The organism is Pseudomonas sp. LAIL14HWK12:I7 (assembly GCF_000483465.1).
GTDB lineage: Bacteria > Pseudomonadota > Gammaproteobacteria > Pseudomonadales > Pseudomonadaceae > Aquipseudomonas > Aquipseudomonas kermanshahensis.
Genome location: NZ_KI519606.1, coordinates 90,608 through 109,512, shown reverse-complemented (window position 1 = coordinate 109,512; position 18,905 = coordinate 90,608). Strand labels below are relative to the sequence as shown.

The 18,905-nt window shown below is 65.3% G+C and carries 18 protein-coding genes; 11 read left to right on the top strand and 7 right to left on the bottom strand.

Annotated features, from left to right (window positions below):
- Nucleotides 1–31 precede the first annotated feature (31 nt).
- The 5 genes from D886_RS0123300 to D886_RS0123280 form a co-directional block, all read right to left on the bottom strand.
- Complete coding sequence (locus D886_RS0123300) at nucleotides 32–1,084, bottom strand: DUF1615 domain-containing protein (RefSeq protein ID WP_027596188.1); 1,053 nt, start codon at nucleotides 1,082–1,084, stop codon at nucleotides 32–34.
- A 26-nt stretch (nucleotides 1,085–1,110) separates the two neighbouring features.
- Complete coding sequence (locus D886_RS0123295) at nucleotides 1,111–1,662, bottom strand: hydrolase (protein WP_027596187.1); 552 nt, start codon at nucleotides 1,660–1,662, stop codon at nucleotides 1,111–1,113.
- 57 nt (nucleotides 1,663–1,719) lie between these two features.
- A complete protein-coding gene (locus D886_RS0123290; RefSeq protein ID WP_027596186.1) occupies nucleotides 1,720–2,439 on the bottom strand; it encodes a thioesterase II family protein in 720 nt (239 codons plus the stop codon).
- Nucleotides 2,436–2,657 (bottom strand): MbtH family protein, encoded by a 222-nt coding sequence (locus D886_RS0123285; protein ID WP_003256222.1) that lies wholly within the window; start codon nucleotides 2,655–2,657, stop codon nucleotides 2,436–2,438. Before D886_RS0123285 ends, D886_RS0123290 begins: the two co-directional genes overlap by 4 nt.
- 153 nt (nucleotides 2,658–2,810) lie before the next feature.
- Nucleotides 2,811–3,212 carry a hypothetical protein gene (locus tag D886_RS0123280; protein ID WP_027596185.1) on the bottom strand — a complete coding sequence of 134 codons (402 nt, stop codon included), beginning with the start codon at nucleotides 3,210–3,212 and terminating at the stop codon, nucleotides 2,811–2,813.
- A 345-nt stretch (nucleotides 3,213–3,557) separates the two neighbouring features.
- Here D886_RS0123280 and purU point away from each other — a divergent pair, with 345 nt between their 5' ends.
- From purU to D886_RS0123250, 6 genes are read left to right on the top strand one after another with little or no spacing between them, the layout of a single operon-like run.
- Nucleotides 3,558–4,424 carry a formyltetrahydrofolate deformylase gene (gene purU / locus D886_RS0123275; RefSeq protein ID WP_027596184.1) on the top strand — a complete coding sequence of 289 codons (867 nt, stop codon included), beginning with the start codon at nucleotides 3,558–3,560 and terminating at the stop codon, nucleotides 4,422–4,424.
- Nucleotides 4,421–5,332 (top strand): bifunctional methylenetetrahydrofolate dehydrogenase/methenyltetrahydrofolate cyclohydrolase FolD, encoded by a 912-nt coding sequence (gene folD / locus D886_RS0123270; protein WP_027596183.1) that lies wholly within the window; start codon nucleotides 4,421–4,423, stop codon nucleotides 5,330–5,332. The genes purU and folD overlap by 4 nt, the downstream gene beginning before the upstream one ends.
- Nucleotides 5,314–6,555, top strand: coding sequence for an FAD-dependent oxidoreductase (locus tag D886_RS0123265; protein WP_019099481.1), 1,242 nt, complete (start codon nucleotides 5,314–5,316; stop codon nucleotides 6,553–6,555). The genes folD and D886_RS0123265 overlap by 19 nt, the downstream gene beginning before the upstream one ends.
- 12 nt (nucleotides 6,556–6,567) lie before the next feature.
- Nucleotides 6,568–6,873, top strand: coding sequence for a sarcosine oxidase subunit delta (locus D886_RS0123260; RefSeq protein WP_027596182.1), 306 nt, complete (start codon nucleotides 6,568–6,570; stop codon nucleotides 6,871–6,873).
- Nucleotides 6,870–9,770: a 2Fe-2S iron-sulfur cluster-binding protein gene (locus D886_RS0123255; protein WP_027596181.1), complete on the top strand. Its 2,901-nt coding sequence runs from the start codon at nucleotides 6,870–6,872 to the stop codon at nucleotides 9,768–9,770. The genes D886_RS0123260 and D886_RS0123255 overlap by 4 nt, the downstream gene beginning before the upstream one ends.
- A 3-nt stretch (nucleotides 9,771–9,773) precedes the next feature.
- Nucleotides 9,774–10,376, top strand: coding sequence for a sarcosine oxidase subunit gamma (locus tag D886_RS0123250; RefSeq protein WP_027596180.1), 603 nt, complete (start codon nucleotides 9,774–9,776; stop codon nucleotides 10,374–10,376).
- Nucleotides 10,377–10,491: 115 nt separating this feature from the next.
- Here D886_RS0123250 and D886_RS0123245 read toward each other — a convergent pair whose 3' ends face one another.
- Nucleotides 10,492–11,667, bottom strand: coding sequence for an MFS transporter (locus D886_RS0123245; protein ID WP_027596179.1), 1,176 nt, complete (start codon nucleotides 11,665–11,667; stop codon nucleotides 10,492–10,494).
- Nucleotides 11,668–11,762: 95 nt separating this feature from the next.
- On the opposite strand from D886_RS0123245, the gene D886_RS0123240 reads away from it, so the two are divergent.
- From D886_RS0123240 to D886_RS0123220, 5 genes are all read left to right on the top strand, one after another.
- Nucleotides 11,763–12,692 (top strand): LysR family transcriptional regulator, encoded by a 930-nt coding sequence (locus D886_RS0123240; RefSeq protein WP_027596178.1) that lies wholly within the window; start codon nucleotides 11,763–11,765, stop codon nucleotides 12,690–12,692.
- A 124-nt stretch (nucleotides 12,693–12,816) separates the two neighbouring features.
- A complete protein-coding gene (locus D886_RS0123235; protein WP_027596177.1) occupies nucleotides 12,817–13,548 on the top strand; it encodes a helix-turn-helix transcriptional regulator in 732 nt (243 codons plus the stop codon).
- 112 nt (nucleotides 13,549–13,660) lie between these two features.
- The gene (locus tag D886_RS27215; RefSeq protein ID WP_050580779.1) at nucleotides 13,661–15,151 is read left to right on the top strand and encodes an efflux transporter outer membrane subunit; all 1,491 of its coding nucleotides are present in this window, start codon (nucleotides 13,661–13,663) and stop codon (nucleotides 15,149–15,151) included.
- Nucleotides 15,148–16,305, top strand: a complete 1,158-nt coding sequence (locus D886_RS0123225; protein ID WP_027596176.1) for an HlyD family secretion protein — start codon at nucleotides 15,148–15,150, stop codon at nucleotides 16,303–16,305. Before D886_RS27215 ends, D886_RS0123225 begins: the two co-directional genes overlap by 4 nt.
- Nucleotides 16,295–17,809 (top strand): DHA2 family efflux MFS transporter permease subunit, encoded by a 1,515-nt coding sequence (locus D886_RS0123220; RefSeq protein WP_027596175.1) that lies wholly within the window; start codon nucleotides 16,295–16,297, stop codon nucleotides 17,807–17,809. Before D886_RS0123225 ends, D886_RS0123220 begins: the two co-directional genes overlap by 11 nt.
- A 59-nt stretch (nucleotides 17,810–17,868) precedes the next feature.
- Here D886_RS0123220 and adhP read toward each other — a convergent pair whose 3' ends face one another.
- Complete coding sequence (gene adhP, locus D886_RS0123215) at nucleotides 17,869–18,879, bottom strand: alcohol dehydrogenase AdhP (protein ID WP_027596174.1); 1,011 nt, start codon at nucleotides 18,877–18,879, stop codon at nucleotides 17,869–17,871.
- Nucleotides 18,880–18,905 lie beyond the last annotated feature (26 nt).

Genomic DNA, 18,905 nt, shown 5'->3' with positions numbered 1-18,905 from the left:
CCGGGAAGAGGCCGGCACAGGCCATCGACATTCAGCGCTTCATGCACCGCTGGTACCGCTCATCCACCCTGCCCGCAAACCACGCGGTGGTGAGCTTGCGGGTAATCTTCGGGCTCTTCAGCTCGATCCCCGGCAAGACCGCACGCGCCACCGGTTTACCTCCCGCCGCATCCGCCAGCTCGAACACACCGCTGTACAGCTTGCTGTCTTCAAAGGCCAGGCTGTCACCCGACTCCAACTGGCTGCGAATCTGTGGGTTGCGCAAACCCAGCTTCACCCCCAATTTGCGCGCCGCCAGTTCGGTAGTACCGGGCATGATCGCGCCGGGGGCAATCAGGTCGCCATCCAGCGCCAGGCTGGTGCCCGTCACCTTGCTCAGCGCCGCCTGGAACGCCGCATTGCGGCTGGCATACCAGCCTGCATTGAAATCAGCGAAGCGGTACAGCTGGCGATCGTAATGCGCCGGGTAGCCCAGCAAGTGGGCAATGCCGAAATACAGGCCGCCACGGCGGCTGAACACTTCCTGGCGGATCGTGCCTTCATAGCTGTAGGGGTAGTCCTTGGCGTGCTTTTCGGCGAAGTCGATGCTGACCTGCATCGGCCCGCCGGTGTGCACCGGGTTGAGCCCACCCAGCAAGGTCTTGCCCAGTGGCAGGCGGGCGATGACTTCGTCGTACAGCGCACTCAGTTGCTTCTCGCTGCGCACGGCCAGCAGCCGCTGCTGGTAGCTCTGGCCGTTGCCGGAAGGCGTCTTCAGCGCGCCATCCACCAGCAGGCGGGGAATGTGCAGGCGCGCGGCGCGGCGGTCGATTTCGTCGCGGGCGATGCGCCCGAGGTTGGGCACCTGTGGGTCGGCGTTGAAGGTCGACTCCTGCTCGGTCACCGCCAGTACCGCGCACAGGTTGCTTTTGCTAGGCGCAATGCGCTGGGCTTCGAAGGCCTGTTGAATGTCCTTGGCCCAGCCTGCACGGTCTTTGGCTTGCGCGGGAAATAAGCGCATCAGTTGGGCGCGCACCTTGGCCGGGTCCGCTTCAGGCTCTTCTTCGCGACGCCCCGCGCAGCCTTGCAGCAGCGCCAGGGCCATCAGGGCCGTCGCCAGTAACCGCGCGTTCAGGGCTGCTCACCGACCAGGTAGGTCTTGCTGATATGGCGGAACTGCGGGTGGCTGGCACTGCCCATCAGTTCGAACAGCACCATCTCACGGGTGACGATGTGCGCCCCGGCTGCGCGCATGCGCGCCAGGCCCGCGGCCTTGCTGGCTGCGGTGCGGCTGTCACAGGCATCCTCGACCACGAACACCTGCTTGCCCAACGCCAGCAGGCCGAGCACGGTTTGCAGCACACAGACGTGGGTCTCCATACCGCAGACGATCACCTGCTCACGTCCCATCAAACTGGCCGGCAAGCACTCGGCGGCCACACAGGAGAAATGGCTTTTTTCCACTACCTGGGCAGCAGGCGCTGCAGCGGTCAGTTCCGCCAAGGTAGGGCCAAGCCCTTTGGGGTACTGTTCGGAAATGACCGTCGGCAGTTCCAGCTCCGCAGTCGCCGCCAGCAACCAGCGCGCTCGCGCCCGAGTGCCTTCGGGATCGCTCATGGCGCCGATGAGTTTTTCCTGGATGTCGACGACCAGCAGCGTGGCCTTGTGTGGATCGATCAGCATTGTCTGCCCCTTGCCTGGGAAAAGGTCTAGCCTCCCCCAGGCAAGCGGTGACGTCAATCAGGCCGAAAGCCGATGTGGCTCAAGCGACGCGGCCAGCACGCCGAGCACACGGTCTTCGTGTTCGTGGATGAAGAAGTGGCTGCCGGGGAATATGTCCAACGAAAAGTCGCCCAGGGTTTCCTTGCGCCAGGCCAGCAGTTGCTCCTCGCTGGCCCGGTCGTCTTCGCCGCCCAGCACGTGCAGCGGGCATTGCAACGCTGGCCGCTGACGATAGGCATAGCGGCCGCACAGCAAAAAGTCGGCGCGCAGGATCGGCAAGGTCAGGCTCATCAACTCGGCATTGCCCAGCACTTCCTCTGGCGTACCGTTGAGTTCGCGCAATTCGCTGATAAGCTCATCGTCGCGCTTTGGGTCGCGCCAATTCTTACCCTCGTAGTCTTCGCGCCGGGTGGGGGCGGCGGTGCCGCAGGCGAACAACGCCAACGGCGGCGCACACCCCAGCGCCTGTAGCTCATGGGCCAGCTCGAAGGCCAGCAGCGCGCCCAGGCTATGACCGAGCAAGGCATACGGCGCGCTGGCGGCCAGGCGTTGCTCGGCCGCCAATTGCCGCGCAAGTGCCTGCATGTCGGTCTGCAGCGGTTCGCCCATGCGCGCACCGCGCCCAGGCAGCTCCACCGGCCGCACCTGCAACCAGGCCGGCAGCTTGCGCCGCCAGCGGCTGTAAACCATGGCGCTGGCCCCGGAATACGGCAGGCACAGCAGGTTCAGCGAGGTCACTGCGCTGCGGCTTCGGCCATCTTCTGGCGCAGGCTCAGCGGGCGCATGTCGGTCCAGACCTCGTCGATGTAGGCCAGGCAGTCTTTCTTCAGGCCGCTCTTGCCTACTGCTCGCCAGCCATTGGGGATTGCCTTGTAGTCGGGCCAGATCGAGTACTGCTCTTCGTGGTTGACCACTACCTGGAACTGGATATCGTCGCGGTCGAATACGGAAGTCATTGCCTGTCTCCTTGAGTGATAGGTGCCGGTACGCGCTTGGCGTAGGACGGTTCTCAAGTAGACGTAAGGCGGTGCGGAAAAATTAGGGGGTGATTGATAGGGGGCATGGCGTTGTTTTTGCAGCGCCTGGGAGATCGAGCGCCGCCCATCCCCTCACGCCCCCCGCAGCAAGTCATGGTCATCCAGCAACCGATAAGCCACCTGCGGATTACGCTCCAACCCCCGCCGAATCGCCGCCGGTATCAACTGCCGGGTCTTGCGACAAAGCCCCGGTTGTTCATCCAGCTCGATGACGATCCCGCGCATGGTCCGCACCTCATTGAACCCCGGGGCAATGTGCACACGGATGCCAAGGTTTTCATACATCCGCTGTTGCAGGCGCTGCAGGTCTTCCAGGTCCTTGAGGTTCTCCAACCGCTCGAGCAGGCGCTTCTCCTCCTGCCGCGTGAGCAGGAGGATGCGCTGCGCCGCTGACGGCTGCTCGGCCAGGTGCTCGCGGCCGCAGTTACAGGCGCCAGGGGGGCACGGTTGGCGAAGGTTGGGTGGTGTGCTCATGGGGCAAGCATAGCCTTCTTCGCCATCAAGCCCCAATTCGAACCTGTTAGGGCCAAAAGGGCCGCTGCGCGCCCCATCGCCGGCAAGCCAGCTCCCACGAGAATGCGCGGTTCTTGTGGGAGCCGGCTTGCCGGCGATGGGCTGCACAGCAGCCCCAGTGCCTCAAAATCCAATTTATTTCCTGACAGGCAAAAAAATTTCACAAAGCGCTAGACCTGAACCCATCACTTCGCCTATAAATCGCCTAAAGGAAATTTATATTCCTACCAAGAAACACCCTTCGCCATCCCGCGAATCCCTTTGCCCTTGTGCCCGACCTGCCCCACTCCACCACGAGGCCCCGACATGCATCCCGCTCCCGATCATTTCATCCTGCGCGTCAGTTGCCCGGCCGTGTCCGGCATCGTCGCCGCGGTGACCACTTACCTGGCCGAGCAAGGTTGCTACATCAGCGAGATGGCGCAGTTCGACGACGAGGACAATGGCCGCTTCTTCATGCGCGCAGTGTTCCGCTACAACACCGGTGTCAGCGGTGATACGCCGCAACTGGAAGCGGGCTTTGCCGACGTCGCCCAGCGCTTCGACATGCAATGGAGCCTGCACAGTAGCGCCCGGCCGATGCGTGTGTTGCTGATGGTCAGCAAGTTCGACCACTGCCTGTCCGACCTGCTCTACCGCCACGCCAAGGGCGAACTGGACATGCACATCACTGCCGTGGTTTCCAACCACCTGGACCTGCGCCCCATGGCCGAACGCCAGGGCATCCGTTTCGTCTACCTGCCAGTAACCAAAGAAACCAAGGCCGAGCAGGAGGCCGCGCTGATGCGCATCGTCGAGGACACCGGCACCGAGCTGGTGGTGCTGGCGCGCTACATGCAAATCCTCTCCGACGACCTGTGCCGGCAACTGTCGGGCCGGGCGATCAATATTCACCATTCGTTCCTGCCCGGTTTCAAAGGGGCCAAGCCTTACCACCAGGCTTACCAACGCGGGGTCAAGCTGATCGGCGCCACCGCACACTACGTCACCAGCGACCTCGACGAAGGGCCGATCATCGAGCAGGAAGTGCAGCGCGTGGACCACGCCTACGCCCCTGACAACCTGGTAGCCATCGGCCGTGACACCGAGACCATCGCCCTGTCGCGTGCGGTGAAGTACCACCTGGAACACCGGGTGTTCCTCAACCACGACCGCACGGTGATCTTCAAATGAATGCCCTCCCCAGCGTCAAGCTGATCGACGGCAAGGCCACGGCGGCGCGGGTGCTGGCCGAGGTCCGTGAGCAGGTGCACACCCTGCGCCAGGGCGGTGTGCAACCAGGCCTGGCCGTGGTGCTGGTAGGCGCCGACGCCGCCAGCCAGGTGTATGTACGCAACAAGGTGCTGCGCGCCGAGGAAGTGGGCATCCGCTCCCTGGAACATCGCCTGCCGGCAGACACGTCTCAAGCCCACCTGCTGACCCTGATCGACCGGCTCAACCGTGACAACGCGGTCAACGGCATCCTCGTGCAACTGCCCTTGCCGGCACACATCGACGCGCACCGCGTGCTGCAAGCCATCAGCCCGCTCAAGGACGTGGACGGCTTCCACAGCGAGAACGTCGGCGGCCTGGCCCAGGGCCGCGACGTGCTCACCCCCTGCACCCCCAGTGGCTGCATGCGCCTGTTGCGCGATGCTTGCGGTGAGTTGCGCGGCAAGCATGCGGTGGTGGTGGGGCGTTCGAACATTGTCGGCAAACCCATGGCCGCCCTGCTGCTGCAAGCCGACTGCACGGTGACCGTGGTGCACTCGCGCAGCCACGACCTGCCGGCGTTGTGCCGCCAGGCCGACATCCTCGTTGCTGCGGTGGGCAAGCCGCGCCTGATCGGCGCCGACTGGCTCAAGCCTGGCGCAGTGGTGATCGACGTCGGCATCAATCGCATCGATGAAGACGGCCGCAGCCGCTTGGTCGGCGACGTCGATTTTGCCGCCGCCCTGCCCCAGGTCGCCGGCATCACCCCAGTGCCCGGTGGCGTCGGTCCGATGACCATCGCCTACCTTATGAAAAACACCTTGCTCGCCCTCGACCTGCAACAACAGGCCGCCCAACAGGAGCGCACCGCATGCCTTTCGCCCTGCTGAAATACGGCCTGAGCGCCGACTACCCGGTGGAGGTCGACCTGCCGCCACCCTGCGAACTCAAACCGCGCTACGACGTAGTGATCATCGGCGGCGGCGGCCACGGCCTGGCCATCGCCTACTACCTGGCCAAGTACCACGGCATCACCAACGTCGCGGTGCTGGAAAAGGCCTACCTGGGTGGCGGTAATACCGCACGCAACACGGCGGTGATTCGCTCCAACTACCTCACCAGTGAAGGCGTGCGCTTTTACGCAGAATCGGTGCGGATGTTCCAGAACCTGTCCAACGAGTTCGACTTCAACATCATGTACTCCGAGCGCGGCCAGCTGACCCTGGCGCACACCGACGCCACCGTGCGCGCCTTCCGCCAGCGTGCCGAGGTCAACAAGCACTTTGGCGGGCGCACCGAGATGATCGACCGCCAGCAGATCCGCGAACTGGTGCCGAGCCTGAACCTCGACCCCGGCCACCTGCCGGTGCTGGCCGGGCTGTGGCACATCGACGGCGCCACCGCACGCCACGACGCGGTGGCCTGGGGCTACGCCAAGCAGGCCGCCAAGCGCGGGGTCGAGATCCACCAACTGACCGAGGTGCAGGACCTGCTGATCCGCAATGGCCGCATCGAAGCGGTGAAGACCAACCGCGGCACCGTGCAGTGCGGCTGCGTGGTGCAGGCCGTGGCCGGGGCCAGTTCGCTGTTGATGGCCAAGGCCGGCATCCGTGCGCCGATCCACACCTACCCGCTGCAGGCCATGGTCACCCAGCCGTTCAAACCGTTTCTCGATCCGCTGGTCAGCTCGTCAGCACTGCACTGCTACGTGCAGCAGACCAGCCGTGGCGAGATCGTCTTCGGCGGCGGCTCCGACCCCTACCCGCTGTACAACACCCGCTCCACCCTCGATTTGAAGGAAAGCCTACTGGCCCACGCCATCGAGATGTTCCCGTTCATGGCCAACGCCAAACTGATGCGCCAATGGGCCGGGATGACCGACATGACGCCGGACTACAGCCCGATCATGGGCCTGTCGCCGGTCGACAACTACTACCTGGACGCCGGCTGGGGTACTTGGGGCTTCAAGGCCACACCCATCTGCGGCAAGACCATGGCCGAGCTGGTCGCCAGTGGCGGCAAGGTGCCAGAGATGATCGCGCCCTTTGCCCTGGAGCGCTTCAGCCGCTTCCAGCAAGTCAACGAAATGGGCGCGACCGCCGCCAGCCACTGAAAGGAACGCACGATGAAGATCCTGACCTGCCCCTTGAACGGCCCGCGCAACATCAGCGAATTCACCTACGGCGGCGAGTTCAAGCACATGCCCGACCCGGCCGTCTGCAGCGATGCCGAATGGGCCGACTACGTGTTCAACAGCGACAACCACGCCGGTGTGGTCATCGAGTGGTGGCTGCACAACGCCTCCAGCTACTGGTTCCTGGCCGAGCGCCACACCGTCAGCGACCAGGTGCTGCGCACCTTCGACCCGAAAGAACGGTTCGACCGCCGCGTCGACTTTACCCCCGCCGCCACCCCGGAGATCGCCGGATGAACAGCCACACTCGCCTCCCCGCGCCCATGGGCCTGCTGATCGACCGCGAGCGGCCCCTGCGTTTCAACTTCGATGGCCAGGCCTGCTCAGGCTTTGCCGGTGACAGTATCGCCAGCGCCCTGCTCGGCAACGGCCGCTGGTTGCTGTCGCGCTCGTTCAAGTACCACCGGCCGCGAGGCCCGCTGAGCCTGGCCGGGCAGGATGCCAACACCCTGGTGCAACTGCCCGACGAACCCAACGTGCTGGCCGACATGGAGGCGGCGCGTGATGGGCAGGTGGTCGAGGGGCAGAACTTCAACGGCAGCCTGGAACACGACCGCGACGCCTACCTGGGCACGTTTTCGCGGTTCATGCCGGTCGGTTTCTATTACCGCTCGTTCTACAAGCCCAAGGGCATGTGGAAGGTCTGGGAGCCGCTAATTCGCAAGAAGGCCGGCCTCGGCGTGCTGGACCTCGGCTTCAAGCCGCAGTACTACGACAAGGCCTATCTGTTCGTCGATGTGGCGGTGATCGGCGGCGGCCCTGCCGGTTTGCGCGCCGCGCTGGACGCGGCCAACGCCGGGGCCAAGGTGCTGCTGATCGAGCAGCAACCGGTGCTGGGTGGCTCGCTCACCTACGCCCGTTTCGACATTGCCGGCACCCGCGCTGCCAGCCTGCGCCAGGAGCTGCTGGCCGCTATCGAGGGGCACCCGAACATCCAGGTGCTGCTGAAAGCCACCTGCAACGGCTGGTTCACCGACAACTACCTGCCGGTGATACACCACAAGCGCCTGTACAAGGTACGCGCCACGCGCTGCCTGGTGGCGGCGGGTTCGTTCGACCAGCCGGTGGTGTTTCGCAACAACGACTTGCCCGGGGTGATGCTGACCAGCGCCGCGCAACGGCTGATGAAGCTCTACGCGGTCAAGCCGGGGCAACGGGCGGTGATCCTCACGGGGCACGATGACGGCTACCTGGCCGCGCTCGACCTGCAGGAGCAAGGTGTGGCCATTGCCGCCCTGGTGGACATGCGCGCCGCGCCCGCCGATGCCGCGCTGGCTGCCGAATTGAAACGGCGTGATATCCCCATTCATCTGGGCAGCACCGTCTATGAAGCCCTGCACGACAAGGGCATGCGCCATGTGACTGGCGTCGATATCCGCCCGATCACCGGCCAGGGCAAGGTCGGCGACCATGGCCTGCGCCTGGCTTGCGACCTGCTGTGCATGTCGGCCGGCTACATGCCGGTGTACCAACTGCTGTGCCAGGCTGGCGGCAAGCTGGCCTATGACGTCAACCGCGACGAGTTCACCCTCAGTAACCTGCCGGCCGGGCTGGATATCGCAGGCTCGGTGAACGGCCGGCATGTGCTAAGCAATGTGCTCACGGACGCCACACGCGCAGCTAGCGAGGCCCTGGCGGCGCTTGGCCTGGAGGCCCCTGCGCAGGCAAGCTTCGTCGCAGAGGCCAAGGTCAATCATCCGTGGCCGATCTTCCCGCACCCCAAGGGCAAGGATTTTGTCGACTTCGACGAAGACTTGCAGGTGCGCGATATCGTCAACGCCACCCGCAGCGGCTATCGCGATGTGCAACTGGTCAAACGCTTTTCCACGGTCGGCATGGGCCCGTCCCAAGGCCGCCACTCGGCGCTGCCCACCGCGCGCCTGGTGGCCCAGGCCACGGGCCGCAGCATCAGCGAAACCGGCGTGACCACGGCGCGCCCCCCGTTCCAGGCGGAAAAGCTGGCGCATGTCGCCGGCCGCGCTTTCGACCCGTACCGGCAGACACCGATGCACCGCCGTCACCTGCAAGCAGGCGCGAAAATGATGCCTGCTGGCATCTGGCAGCGCCCGGCCTACTACGGCAAGCCCGACCGCGAACGCTGCATGCAGGAAGAAGCGCGGCATGTGCGCGAGAAGGTCGGGCTGATCGACGTCTCCACCCTCGGCGGCCTCGACGTGCGCGGCCCGGACGCGGCCGAGCTGCTCGAGCGCTTATACACCTTCGGCTTCGCCAAACTGGCGATCGGCCGCACCCGCTATGCACTGATGACCAACGAGCACGGCGTGGTGATTGATGACGGCGTCTGCGCACGCCTGGCCGAGCAGCACTTCTATGTCAGCGCCACCACCAGTGGCGTCGACCGCATTTACCAGCAGATGCTCAAGTGGAACGCGCAGTGGCGCCTGGACGTCGACATCACCAACGTCACCGCCGCCCTGGCCGCCGTCAACCTGGCCGGCCCCTTGTCGCGCCAGGTGCTGGCCAAGATGTGCGAAGGCGTGGAACTGTCGGCCGCGGCCTTCCCTTACCTGGGCGTACGCCTGGGCAAGGTGGCGGGCATTTCGGCGCGCATCCTGCGGGTCGGTTTCGTCGGCGAGCTGGGCTATGAAATCCATGTGCCGGCACGCCATGCCGAACGCCTGTGGGACGCCTTGATGCAAGCAGGCGCCGGGCTGGGCATTCGCCCGTTCGGTGTCGAGACCCAGCGCCTGCTGCGGCTGGAAAAAGGCCATGTGATCATCAGCCAGGACACCGATGGCATGACCCACCCCGCCGAAATCGACATGCAGTGGGCTATTGGCCGCAAGAAACCGTTCTTCGTCGGCAAGCGCTCGATCGAGATCCTCGAAGCGCAGCCGCTCAAGCGCAAGCTGGTCGGGTTCACGCTGCCCAAGGGCAGCCCGCAGCCACTGGAAGGCCACCTGGTACTGGACGGCCCGGACATCAGTGGCAACGTCACCTCGTGCGAGTACTCGCAAACCCTGGGTCAGATCATCGGCCTGGCTTACGCCGGCGCCCACCAAGCCACCCCCGGCATGCACATCCCAATCCGCGTGGAGGGCGGTGTGATGGTCAATGCCAAGGTGGTGCAACTGCCCTTCCATGATCCCGACAACCTGCGCCAGGAGCTGTGAGCCATGACTAGCCTGAAGACAGAACAGTGCTTCTCTCCCCAGCCACAGGCCGAGCCACTGCTGACCTGCGCGCTGACCGACCTGACCGACCTGGCGCGGGTGGGTTTTCGTGGCGCCGACAGCGCGGCCTACCTGCAAGCACGCGGCTATCGTTTGCCGCCACAGCCCAACCAAGCGCTGCGCCAGGACGACGGTAGCTGGGTGGCGCGGCTGTCGGCCACCGAATACCTGCTGCTGGGCAGTTTCGCCGACCAAGGGGCGCGGATTGCCGCCGAAGAGGCCGACTGGGTGCAGGAGGCCCAGCGCAACTACCTGCTGCCGCGCCAGGACAGCCACGCCTGGCTGCAGCTGTCGGGGCAGCATTGCAGCGCGGTGATGGCCAAGCTATGCGGGGTTGACCTGCGTACCCAGGCGTTCCCGGTCGGGGCCGTGGCGCAGACATCGGCGGCGCGGATCAATGTGATCGTGGTGAATGTCGGGCGTGAAGCGGTGCCGGCCTTGCAACTGCTGTTTGACCGGGCTTCGCGGGCGTATTTTTGCGAAGCGATGCGCGATGCGATGGCGGAATTTGAAGGGGTGGAGATTGCACTGGACGCTGCGTACTAGCGGCAGGCGCGATTGAGGTAGGAGCAGCCTTGTGCTGCGAAGAGGCCCGTACCCGCAGCGAAGATCCACGGTGTTGCCACCGGCCTCTTCGCAGCGCAAGGCTGCTCCTACACCCTTAAAGCGTGGCCAGCGGTGAGGCCTGGACGGCCCGCGAGCGCCAGGCAAACAGCAACACCATCACCAGGCCCAACCCCGCCATCAACGCACCCGCCAGGGAAATCGCCGGGTAACCCAACCCTGCATTGATCACCGCGCCACCCAGCGCGGCACCGATCGCATTGCCCAGGTTGAACGCCCCGATATTCACCGCAGACGCCAGGTTGGGCGCCTCCTTGGCGGCCTCCATCACGCGCATCTGCAGCGGCGGTACCAGGGCAAAACTGGCAGCGCCCCACACCAGCACCGCCAGTGCGGTAGGCAGTGCCCAGGGCATCAGGAACGGGAACACCAGCAACACGGCAATCAGCACCGCCAACGAGACGATCAGCGTGCGGTCAACCGAACGGTCCGCCGCCTTGCCACCCCACACGTTGCCCAGCGTCAGGCCAATACCGAACAACACCAGCATGGCGGTGATGAACGGTGTGGAGGCCTGGGCTTCACTGTGCAGGATTGGCGCAATGTAGGTAAAGACGGTAAACATCGCACTGGAACCCACCACGGTCAGTGCCAGCGCCGCCAGTACCGGGCCACGGCCCAGCACGCGGATCTCGGCCATCACCCCGTCGCTTTTCGGCAGCGGCACATTAGGCAGTGCGTACCACAGTGTCGTCATCGCAATCAGCCCCAGGCCCGCAATGCCCCAGAAGGCCGTACGCCACCCCAGCAATTCGCCCAACCAGGTGGCCAGCGGCACACCGCCGATGGTCGCCAGTGTCAGCCCCATGAACATGGCCGCCACGGCCCCTGCCCGTTTTTCAGGGGGCACCACGCTGGCCGCGACGATCGAGCCAATGCCAAAGAACGCGCCATGGTTGAGCGAGGTCACCACGCGGGCAACCATCAGGCTGGCGTAGTCGGTCGCCAGGGCCGACATCAGGTTACCCAGGGTGAAAATGGCCATCAGCCCGATCAGCAGGTAACGCCGTGGCACCCTGCCGGTGGCCAAGGTCATCAGCGGGGCACCGATCAGCACGCCGAGAGCGTAGGCACTGACCAGCAGCCCGGCTGCGGGGATCGACACGCCAAGGTCAGTGGCAATACTGGGCAACATGCCCATGGGGGCGAACTCGGTGACGCCGATGCCAAAGGCACCGATGGCGAGTGCGACGAGGGGTGGATTGATGCGCATGAAACGGCTCCTTATCTGTGCCTGAAATGCTACGATCCGTTTCATGCGGGCACTAGTCTGCATTTTTGCCAACCACCTTTGCGCACGAGGCACAAATGGACTTCACCGGAAGGTCTGGAGAGATGGAGATTTTTGCCAAGGTGGCGCAAGAAGGCAGCTTATCTGCGGCGGCACGTGCGCTGGGGCTGACGCCGTCAGCTGTCAGCCGGATCATCGCCCGTACCGAGCAGCGCCTGGGCACTCGCCTGCTGTTGCGCACCACCCGCGCCATTACGCTGACCCCAGAGGGCGACGCCTACCTGCGCGGCGCACGGCGCATCCTGGCCGACCTGGATGAGGTCGAGGATGCCATCACCGACCAAGGTGTACCGCGGGGCCGGCTGCGGGTCAGTGCCGCACTGGGCCATGCGCGGCTGACGGTGGTGCCTTTGCTGGCGCAGTTCAGCGCCTTGTACCCGCAAGTGCTGGTCGACCTTACCTTAAGCGACGAAGTGGTCGACATCGCCGGCGGCCAGGCCGATGTCGCGCTGCGTTTCGGCCACCTGCCGGACAGCTCGCTGAGCGCCCGCTACATTGGCGACACCGGTCAAGTGATCGTCGCCTCGCCCGACTACCTGCAACGCTGCGGTACCCCGGTGGAACCTGAAGACCTGGCCCGCCACAACTGTTTGCGCTTCAACTTCCGCCGCGCTGAAGCCGACTGGCCGTTTCGCCGGGACGGGCAGGCCTTTGCCCTGAAAGTCACCGGTAACTTGGAGTGCAGCAGCGGAGAGGCACTGGCCCAATTTGCCAGGCTGGGGGCCGGCATCGCGCGCATCGGCACCTTCACAGTGGCCGATGACCTCAACAACGGGCAACTGGTGCCCGTGCTGGAAGCCTACAACCCCGGTGACCGCGAGCCGATACACGCCGTATTCGTCGGTGGCCCGGCGATGCCGGCACGGGTGCGGGTGTTCGTGGACTTCCTGGTCCAGCATCACCAGGGCTGGCCAACCCGCCACGAACCGCCACGATTCACACCCTGAGCGCAATTCATGCGCATATTTCTGCGTTGCACGCGAACACTTAGCAACCCCGCCTGAACGCCTTGCGATAGCATTGGATCCAATCGTTACCCCTGCTCGCCACACACGGCCCGAGGAGATTGGCATGCAAGCTTTGGGAATGGACTACCGACACGGCGAAGTGGTTGCCAGCCACTGCCATGCCGAAGATCAACTGATGTATGCCGCCAACGGCGTGATGCGCGTGTGCAGCGATGGCGGCAACTGGGTGATACCGCGCGGGCAGGCGCTGTGGATACCTGCCGGCATGAGCCACGAAGTGCGCATGCAAGGCGAAGTGTCGATGCGCACCTTGCTGCTGGGGTCGCACGTGACTCGCTGCCATGTGATCGCGGTCTCCGGCCTGCTGCGCGAGTTGATCCTGGCGGGGTCACGGATGTTGCAACGCGACGAGCCGCTGGGCGAGCACGCTCGGGCACTGATCCAGCGTGAACTGGAGACGGCCGAGCGCATCGACGCTTATGTGCCGGTACCGCAGCATGCGCGGCTGCGCGCCTGGTGCGAGGGGTTTCTCGAAGACCCGGCCCAGGACCTGACGCTGGAGCAGTGTGGCGCGCAGTTGAACATGAGTGCCCGCACCCTGGCGCGGTTGTTTCAGCGTGAGGTGGGGATGTCGTATGGCGAGTGGCGGGCCCGCACCCGCATGATCCTCAGCCAGCAGTGCCTGGCCGATGGCAAGCCAATCCTGAACGTGGCGCTGGAGTACGGCTACCAAAGCGCCAGCGCATTCGCCGCAATGTTCAAGCGCATCCTTGGCTACAACCCCAGCGCCTGGCAAATCAGCGTGCTGGGCACCGGCACCGCGCCCACGCACTGACCGCCGAGGCTGAGGTTGTCCCAGTTGCGCGCACGGTTGTCCCGCTTGCGGCAGCGGGGCCGCCCTGCCCCTCGATAAGCTGGCTTCACGACCCCTCATACGACTTTGCGTGATGCCAATACGATCCCTTTCCTGCCCTGCCGGGCGCGCCGCCGCCCTCGGCTTGCTCGGCGTGCTGACGGCTTGCACCGGGCACCCCACAAACGCCGTGCCCCCCACTGCATTCCAGGCAACCCCTGCACTGCACCTGCCTGCCGGCGTCAGCGACCAGGCGCTGCCCGCGCGCTGGTGGGCGCTGTACCACGACCCGCAGCTCAATGCCTGGGTGCTGCAAGCCTTGGCGCACAACCAGGACTTGGCGCAGGCCGAAGCCAACGTGCAGGCCATGCTCGCCGGCATTGGCGAGTTCGATGCCCGGCGCTGGCCGTCCACCTCCATTGGCATGGGCGCGAGCTATGGCAAGAGCGCCGATGACCAGACCCTGGCCGAGGCGACCGACAGCCATGCGCCGTCGCAATGGGCTTTCAACCCGGCCATCGAGCTGGCTTACCAGGTCGATGTCTGGGGCCAGGTGCGCGCCGCCATCGAGCGGGCGCGGGTGCAGGCCGAGGCCAGCCGCGATGCCCTGGACCTGGTGCAGCTGCACGTGGTCAGCCAGACCACCCGGGCCTACATCGACCAGTGCGTGTACGGTGCCCGCATCGCCGCGGCCAGGCAGTCCCTAAGCACCTTGGAGCGCAGCGTGCAGCTCAGCGACCGCCAGCGGCAGGCCGGGGTCGCTACGGAGCTCGATAGCGTGCGCCTGCTGGGATTGCGCGAGCAGGTGCGGGCGCAGCTGCCGATGCTGGAGGCTCGCCGGCAGATGGCGCTGTACGAACTGAGCATGCTCAGTGGCCAGGACCCGACAACGCTCACGGACGACACTGACACCTGCCAGCGCATCCCGACCCTCGCCGCGCCGTTGCCCGCTGGCGACGCCTGGCGCCTGCTCGAACGCCGGCCCGACGTGCGCAAGGCCGAGCGCGAACTGCGGGCTGCCGCCCTGGAAGTCGATATCGTCAAGGCCGACCTGTATCCGAAAGTCAGCTTCGGTGCCTCGTTGACCTCATCGGACCACCACCTTGCCAACCTGGGTGGCAGCCGCGCGGTGATGTTTGCCATCGGGCCGTTGATCAGCTGGGAGTTCCCCAATATCAAAGCCAACCGCGCACGGGTGAACAAGGCCCAGGCCTTGCAAAACGCGCAGGTCGCTCATTACCGCGGGGTAGCGCTGGCGGCACTCAAGGATGTGCGCCAGGCGCTGGCGCGCCTTGAGGGTGAGCGCCAACGGGCCTTGGCCCTGGGTGCGGCCCTGGCGCAAGGCGAGCGTGGCTTTGCCCTTGCGCAACGCAACTACCAGGCAGGCACCGTTGATGCATTGGCGTTGCTCGACAGCGAGCGCGACCTGATCCAGGTCAGGGCCAGCCACGTCGTGGCCCGAGGCCGCCTGGCGCGTGCCCAGATCAACCTGTTCCGCGCCCTGGGCGGGCGCTGGCAGTCGTCACCAGCACCGGCCCCAAGCCAGGTGCACCGCTCCACCCCCGAGACTGGAAGCCAATCATGAATGTTGCCGTCAGCAAGAACCCGCTGCCCGATAACCAGGCCCAGGCAGTTGCCAGCGCCCCCAGGCCTACCCGTCGCCGCCTGGCGCTGTACGCCGGTGGTGGCCTGACGGTGCTGGCAGCGCTGGCATTCAGCGGGTACTGGTTGACCACGGGGCGCTACCTGGAAACCACCGATGACGCTTACGTGCGTGCCGACTGGGTGGCCTTGAGCGCGCGCGTGGCCGGCTATGTGGCCAAAGTGGAAGTAGAGGACGACCAGGCCGTCAAAGCCGGCGATGTGCTGGTACGCCTGCAGCACCGCGACTACCGCGCCCGCCTCGACCAGGCCACTGCCGGCGTGGCCGAAGCGCACGCCGCGTTGGCCGCCGCACAGGCACGCCAGCAAGTGGCCGCCGAACGCATCAACCAGCAGCAGCAGGCCATCGTCCAGGCTGAAGCGGCTGTGCACAGTGTCAGCGCCGAGCGCCAGCGCAGCGCGCTGGACATGCAGCGCTACCGTGGCTTGGTGCGCGATGACGCAGCCACCGTGCAGCGCCTGGAAGCCGCCCGCGCCAACGCCGTGCAAGCCGGTGCCGCGCTGCAAGGCGCGCAGGCACATTTGCGTGAACAACGCTCGCAGCTGGCGATGGCCAAGGCACAGGCATTGGCGGCCGATGCCGAGATCAAGCAACGGGCAGCAGGCCTGAGCCGTGCCCAGGCCCGGCAGGCGCTGGCCGACCAGGACGCACAGGACACCGTCCTGCGCGCGCCCATCGACGGCGTGGTCGGCCAGCGCCGTGTGCGCGCCGGGCAGTACGTGGTGCCTGGGCAGCCGCTGCTGGCGGTGGTGCCGTTGCAACAGACCTACGTGGTTGCCAACTACAAGGAAACCCAGCTGGCACACATGCGCCCAGGGCAACCGGTGCAGGTCCGTGTCGACAGCTTTTCCAGCCAGCCTGTGCAAGGCCACGTGGCCAGCTTCTCGCCGGCGTCCGGCAACGTCTTCGCACTGCTGCCATCGGACAACGCTACCGGCAACTTCACCAAGATCGTCCAGCGTTTTCCGGTGCGCATCGTCCTCGACCGGCCAGCAGACGGCCTGCAGATATTGCCCGGCATGTCGGTGGTGACCACGGTCGACACCCGCCCCGTGGAGCCTGCCGATGAGCAATGAGCAACGCGTACCGTTACGCGCCTGGGTGGCCGTGTTCGGCGGCCTGCTCGGTTGCTTCATGGCCGGCATGAACGTGCACGTCACCAGCGCGGCGCTGCCCGAGATCCGCGGCTCGCTGGGCGCGAGCTTCGAGGAAGGCTCGTGGATTTCCACCGCGTACCTGGTGGCGGAAATCGTCATGATTCCGCTGACGGCCTGGCTGGTCGAAGTGTTTTCCATGCGCCGGGTGATGTGGACGGGTTCGTTCATCTTCCTGCTGGCGTCGATCGCCTGCTCGTGGGCCCCCAACCTTGAGGCGATGATCACCCTCAGGGTGATTCAGGGCGCTGCCGGCGCCGTGCTGATCCCCCTCTCCTTCCAGCTGATCATCACCGAACTGCCCGCCAGCAAGATGGCCATGGGCATGGCCCTGTTCAGCCTGGCCAACAGCGTGGCCCAGGCGGCCGGACCTTCCATTGGCGGCTGGTTGACCGATGTCTATTCGTGGCGCTGGATCTTCTACCTGCAGCTGTTCCCCGGTATCGCCTTGCTGCTCGCCATCGCCTGGTCGATCGAGGCCAAACCCATGCAACTGACCCTGTTGCGCCGTGGCGACTGGCTGGGCATCACGGCCATGGTCGTTGGCCTGGGCGGGCTGCAGATCGTGCTGGAAGAAGGCGGCCGGCTGGACTGGTTCGGTTCGACATTCATCGTCGGCATGTCAATCATCGCCGGCCTGGCGCTGGCGGTGTTCGTCTACACGCAGCTGTACGGCCAACGCGCGTTCATCAACTTGCGCTTGCTGGGGCGGTACAACTTCGGGGTGGCCAGCGTTGCCATGTTCATCTTTGGCGGGGCTACCTTTGGCCTGGTGTTCCTGGTGCCCAACTACCTCTCCCAACTGCAGGGCTACAGCGCCCGCGACGTGGGGGTGGCGCTGATCGCCTATGGCGTGGTGCAACTGCTGCTGGCGCCATTGATGCCACGGCTGATGGCCTGGACCAGCGCCAAGTTCATGGTGGCCAGCGGTTTTCTGATCATGGCCGCCGGCTGCTGGCTGGGTGCGAGCCTGACAGCCGACAGCGCCGACAACGTCATCATCCCATCCACGGTGGTACGCGGCATTGGCCAGCCGTTCATCATGGTGGCGCTGTCGGTACTGGCGGTGGCAGGGTTGGAAAAGCGAGAAGCGGGCTCCGCTTCGGCGGTGTTTTCCATGCTGCGCAACCTCGGGGGCGCCATCGGCACTGCCGCGCTGACGCAGATCGTGGCCACGCGCGAGCGTTACCACAGCGAGCGCATTCACGAGCATGTGACGGTGTTTGCGCCCAGTGTGCAAGAGCGCATCAGCCAAACCGTGCAGAGCTGGCTGCCGGCCCAGCAGCAGGCGCTGGAGGGGGTGGCGGCGACCATTCGACGCGAGGCCTACCTGATGGCTTACAGCGATGCGTTCTACCTGGCGTGCCTGGCGCTGATAGGCTGCGCGGTGGCGGCGTTACTGTTGCGGGCCCAGCGATCGGCTTGAACCCACCCTGAAAACGGCCCGCACACGCGGGCCGGCTTCACCTGGGCAGGCAGCAGCCTTCAATCGGCGAAGTGGATCACCATGCGGCCTTTGATCTTGCCCTCTTGCATCTCTTCGAAGATGTCATTGATGTCTTCGATCGGGCGCAGGGTCACCTTCGGCACCACCTTGCCTTGGGCGGCAAACTCGAAGGCTTCGTGCAGGTCTTGGCGGGTGCCGACCAGCGAACCGACGACCTCGATTCCGTCGAGTACCAGGCGTGGAATGTCCAGGCTCATGGCTTCTGGCGGTAGCCCCACAGCTACGAGGCGACCGCCCGCGCGCAGTGCATCCACTGCAGAGTTGAACGCGCTCTTGGCCACTGCCGTGACCACGGCAGCATGGGCGCCCCCGGTCTTGGCCTGGATGACTTTCGCGGCGTCTTCGTCGCGCGGGTTGACCACCAGGTCGGCGCCCATTTCGCGGGCGAAGGCCAGCTGATCATCGTTGACGTCGATGGCAATGACCCGGGCGTTGAAGACGTTTTTGGCGTACTGCAGGGCGAGGTTGCCCAGGCCGCCAAGGCCGTAAATGGCCAGCCATTGCCCAGGGCGGATATTTGATGATTTCACCGCTTTGTAGGTGGTCACGCCGGCGCAGGTGATGCTGCTGGCGGCCGCTGAATCCAGCCCATCCGGCACTTTAACCGCGTAGTCGGCCACCACGATGCACGCCTCGGCCATGCCACCGTCGACCGTGTAGCCGGAGTTTTTCACCTCACGGCACAGGGTCTCGTTGCCGCTGTTGCAATATTCGCAGTGCCCGCAGCCCTGGAAGAACCACGCCACACTGGCCCGGTCACCCGGCTTGAGCGACGTGACACCCGGCCCCACTTCCACGACCACGCCAATCCCTTCGTGGCCCAGAATCACACCCGTCTTGTCGCCGAAATCGCCATTCTTGACATGCAGGTCGGTATGGCAAACGCCACAGCACTGCATCTTCAGCAACGCTTCACCGTGCGCCAGCGGCCGCAGTGTTTTCTCCACCACGTCCACGCGACGCCCTTTGGCAACGACAGCAGCTTTCATAAACACCTCCGTGTCTGTCTGAGTGA

Excerpts from the sequence above, each read along its gene's own strand:
- D886_RS0123300 (WP_027596188.1), bottom strand. The coding sequence starts at position 1,084 with ATGGCCCTGGCGCTGCTGCAAGGCTGCGCGGGGCGTCGCGAAGAAGAG.
- D886_RS0123295 (WP_027596187.1), bottom strand. The coding sequence starts at position 1,662 with ATGCTGATCGATCCACACAAGGCCACGCTGCTGGTCGTCGACATCCAG.
- D886_RS0123285 (WP_003256222.1), bottom strand. The coding sequence starts at position 2,657 with ATGACTTCCGTATTCGACCGCGACGATATCCAGTTCCAGGTAGTGGTC.
- D886_RS0123280 (WP_027596185.1), bottom strand. The coding sequence starts at position 3,212 with ATGAGCACACCACCCAACCTTCGCCAACCGTGCCCCCCTGGCGCCTGT.
- purU (WP_027596184.1), top strand. The coding sequence starts at position 3,558 with ATGCATCCCGCTCCCGATCATTTCATCCTGCGCGTCAGTTGCCCGGCC.
- folD (WP_027596183.1), top strand. The coding sequence starts at position 4,421 with ATGAATGCCCTCCCCAGCGTCAAGCTGATCGACGGCAAGGCCACGGCG.
- D886_RS0123265 (WP_019099481.1), top strand. The coding sequence starts at position 5,314 with ATGCCTTTCGCCCTGCTGAAATACGGCCTGAGCGCCGACTACCCGGTG.
- D886_RS0123260 (WP_027596182.1), top strand. The coding sequence starts at position 6,568 with ATGAAGATCCTGACCTGCCCCTTGAACGGCCCGCGCAACATCAGCGAA.
- D886_RS0123255 (WP_027596181.1), top strand. The coding sequence starts at position 6,870 with ATGAACAGCCACACTCGCCTCCCCGCGCCCATGGGCCTGCTGATCGAC.
- D886_RS0123250 (WP_027596180.1), top strand. The coding sequence starts at position 9,774 with ATGACTAGCCTGAAGACAGAACAGTGCTTCTCTCCCCAGCCACAGGCC.
- D886_RS0123245 (WP_027596179.1), bottom strand. The coding sequence starts at position 11,667 with ATGCGCATCAATCCACCCCTCGTCGCACTCGCCATCGGTGCCTTTGGC.
- D886_RS0123240 (WP_027596178.1), top strand. The coding sequence starts at position 11,763 with ATGGACTTCACCGGAAGGTCTGGAGAGATGGAGATTTTTGCCAAGGTG.
- D886_RS0123235 (WP_027596177.1), top strand. The coding sequence starts at position 12,817 with ATGCAAGCTTTGGGAATGGACTACCGACACGGCGAAGTGGTTGCCAGC.
- D886_RS27215 (WP_050580779.1), top strand. The coding sequence starts at position 13,661 with ATGCCAATACGATCCCTTTCCTGCCCTGCCGGGCGCGCCGCCGCCCTC.
- D886_RS0123225 (WP_027596176.1), top strand. The coding sequence starts at position 15,148 with ATGAATGTTGCCGTCAGCAAGAACCCGCTGCCCGATAACCAGGCCCAG.
- D886_RS0123220 (WP_027596175.1), top strand. The coding sequence starts at position 16,295 with ATGAGCAATGAGCAACGCGTACCGTTACGCGCCTGGGTGGCCGTGTTC.
- adhP (WP_027596174.1), bottom strand. The coding sequence starts at position 18,879 with ATGAAAGCTGCTGTCGTTGCCAAAGGGCGTCGCGTGGACGTGGTGGAG.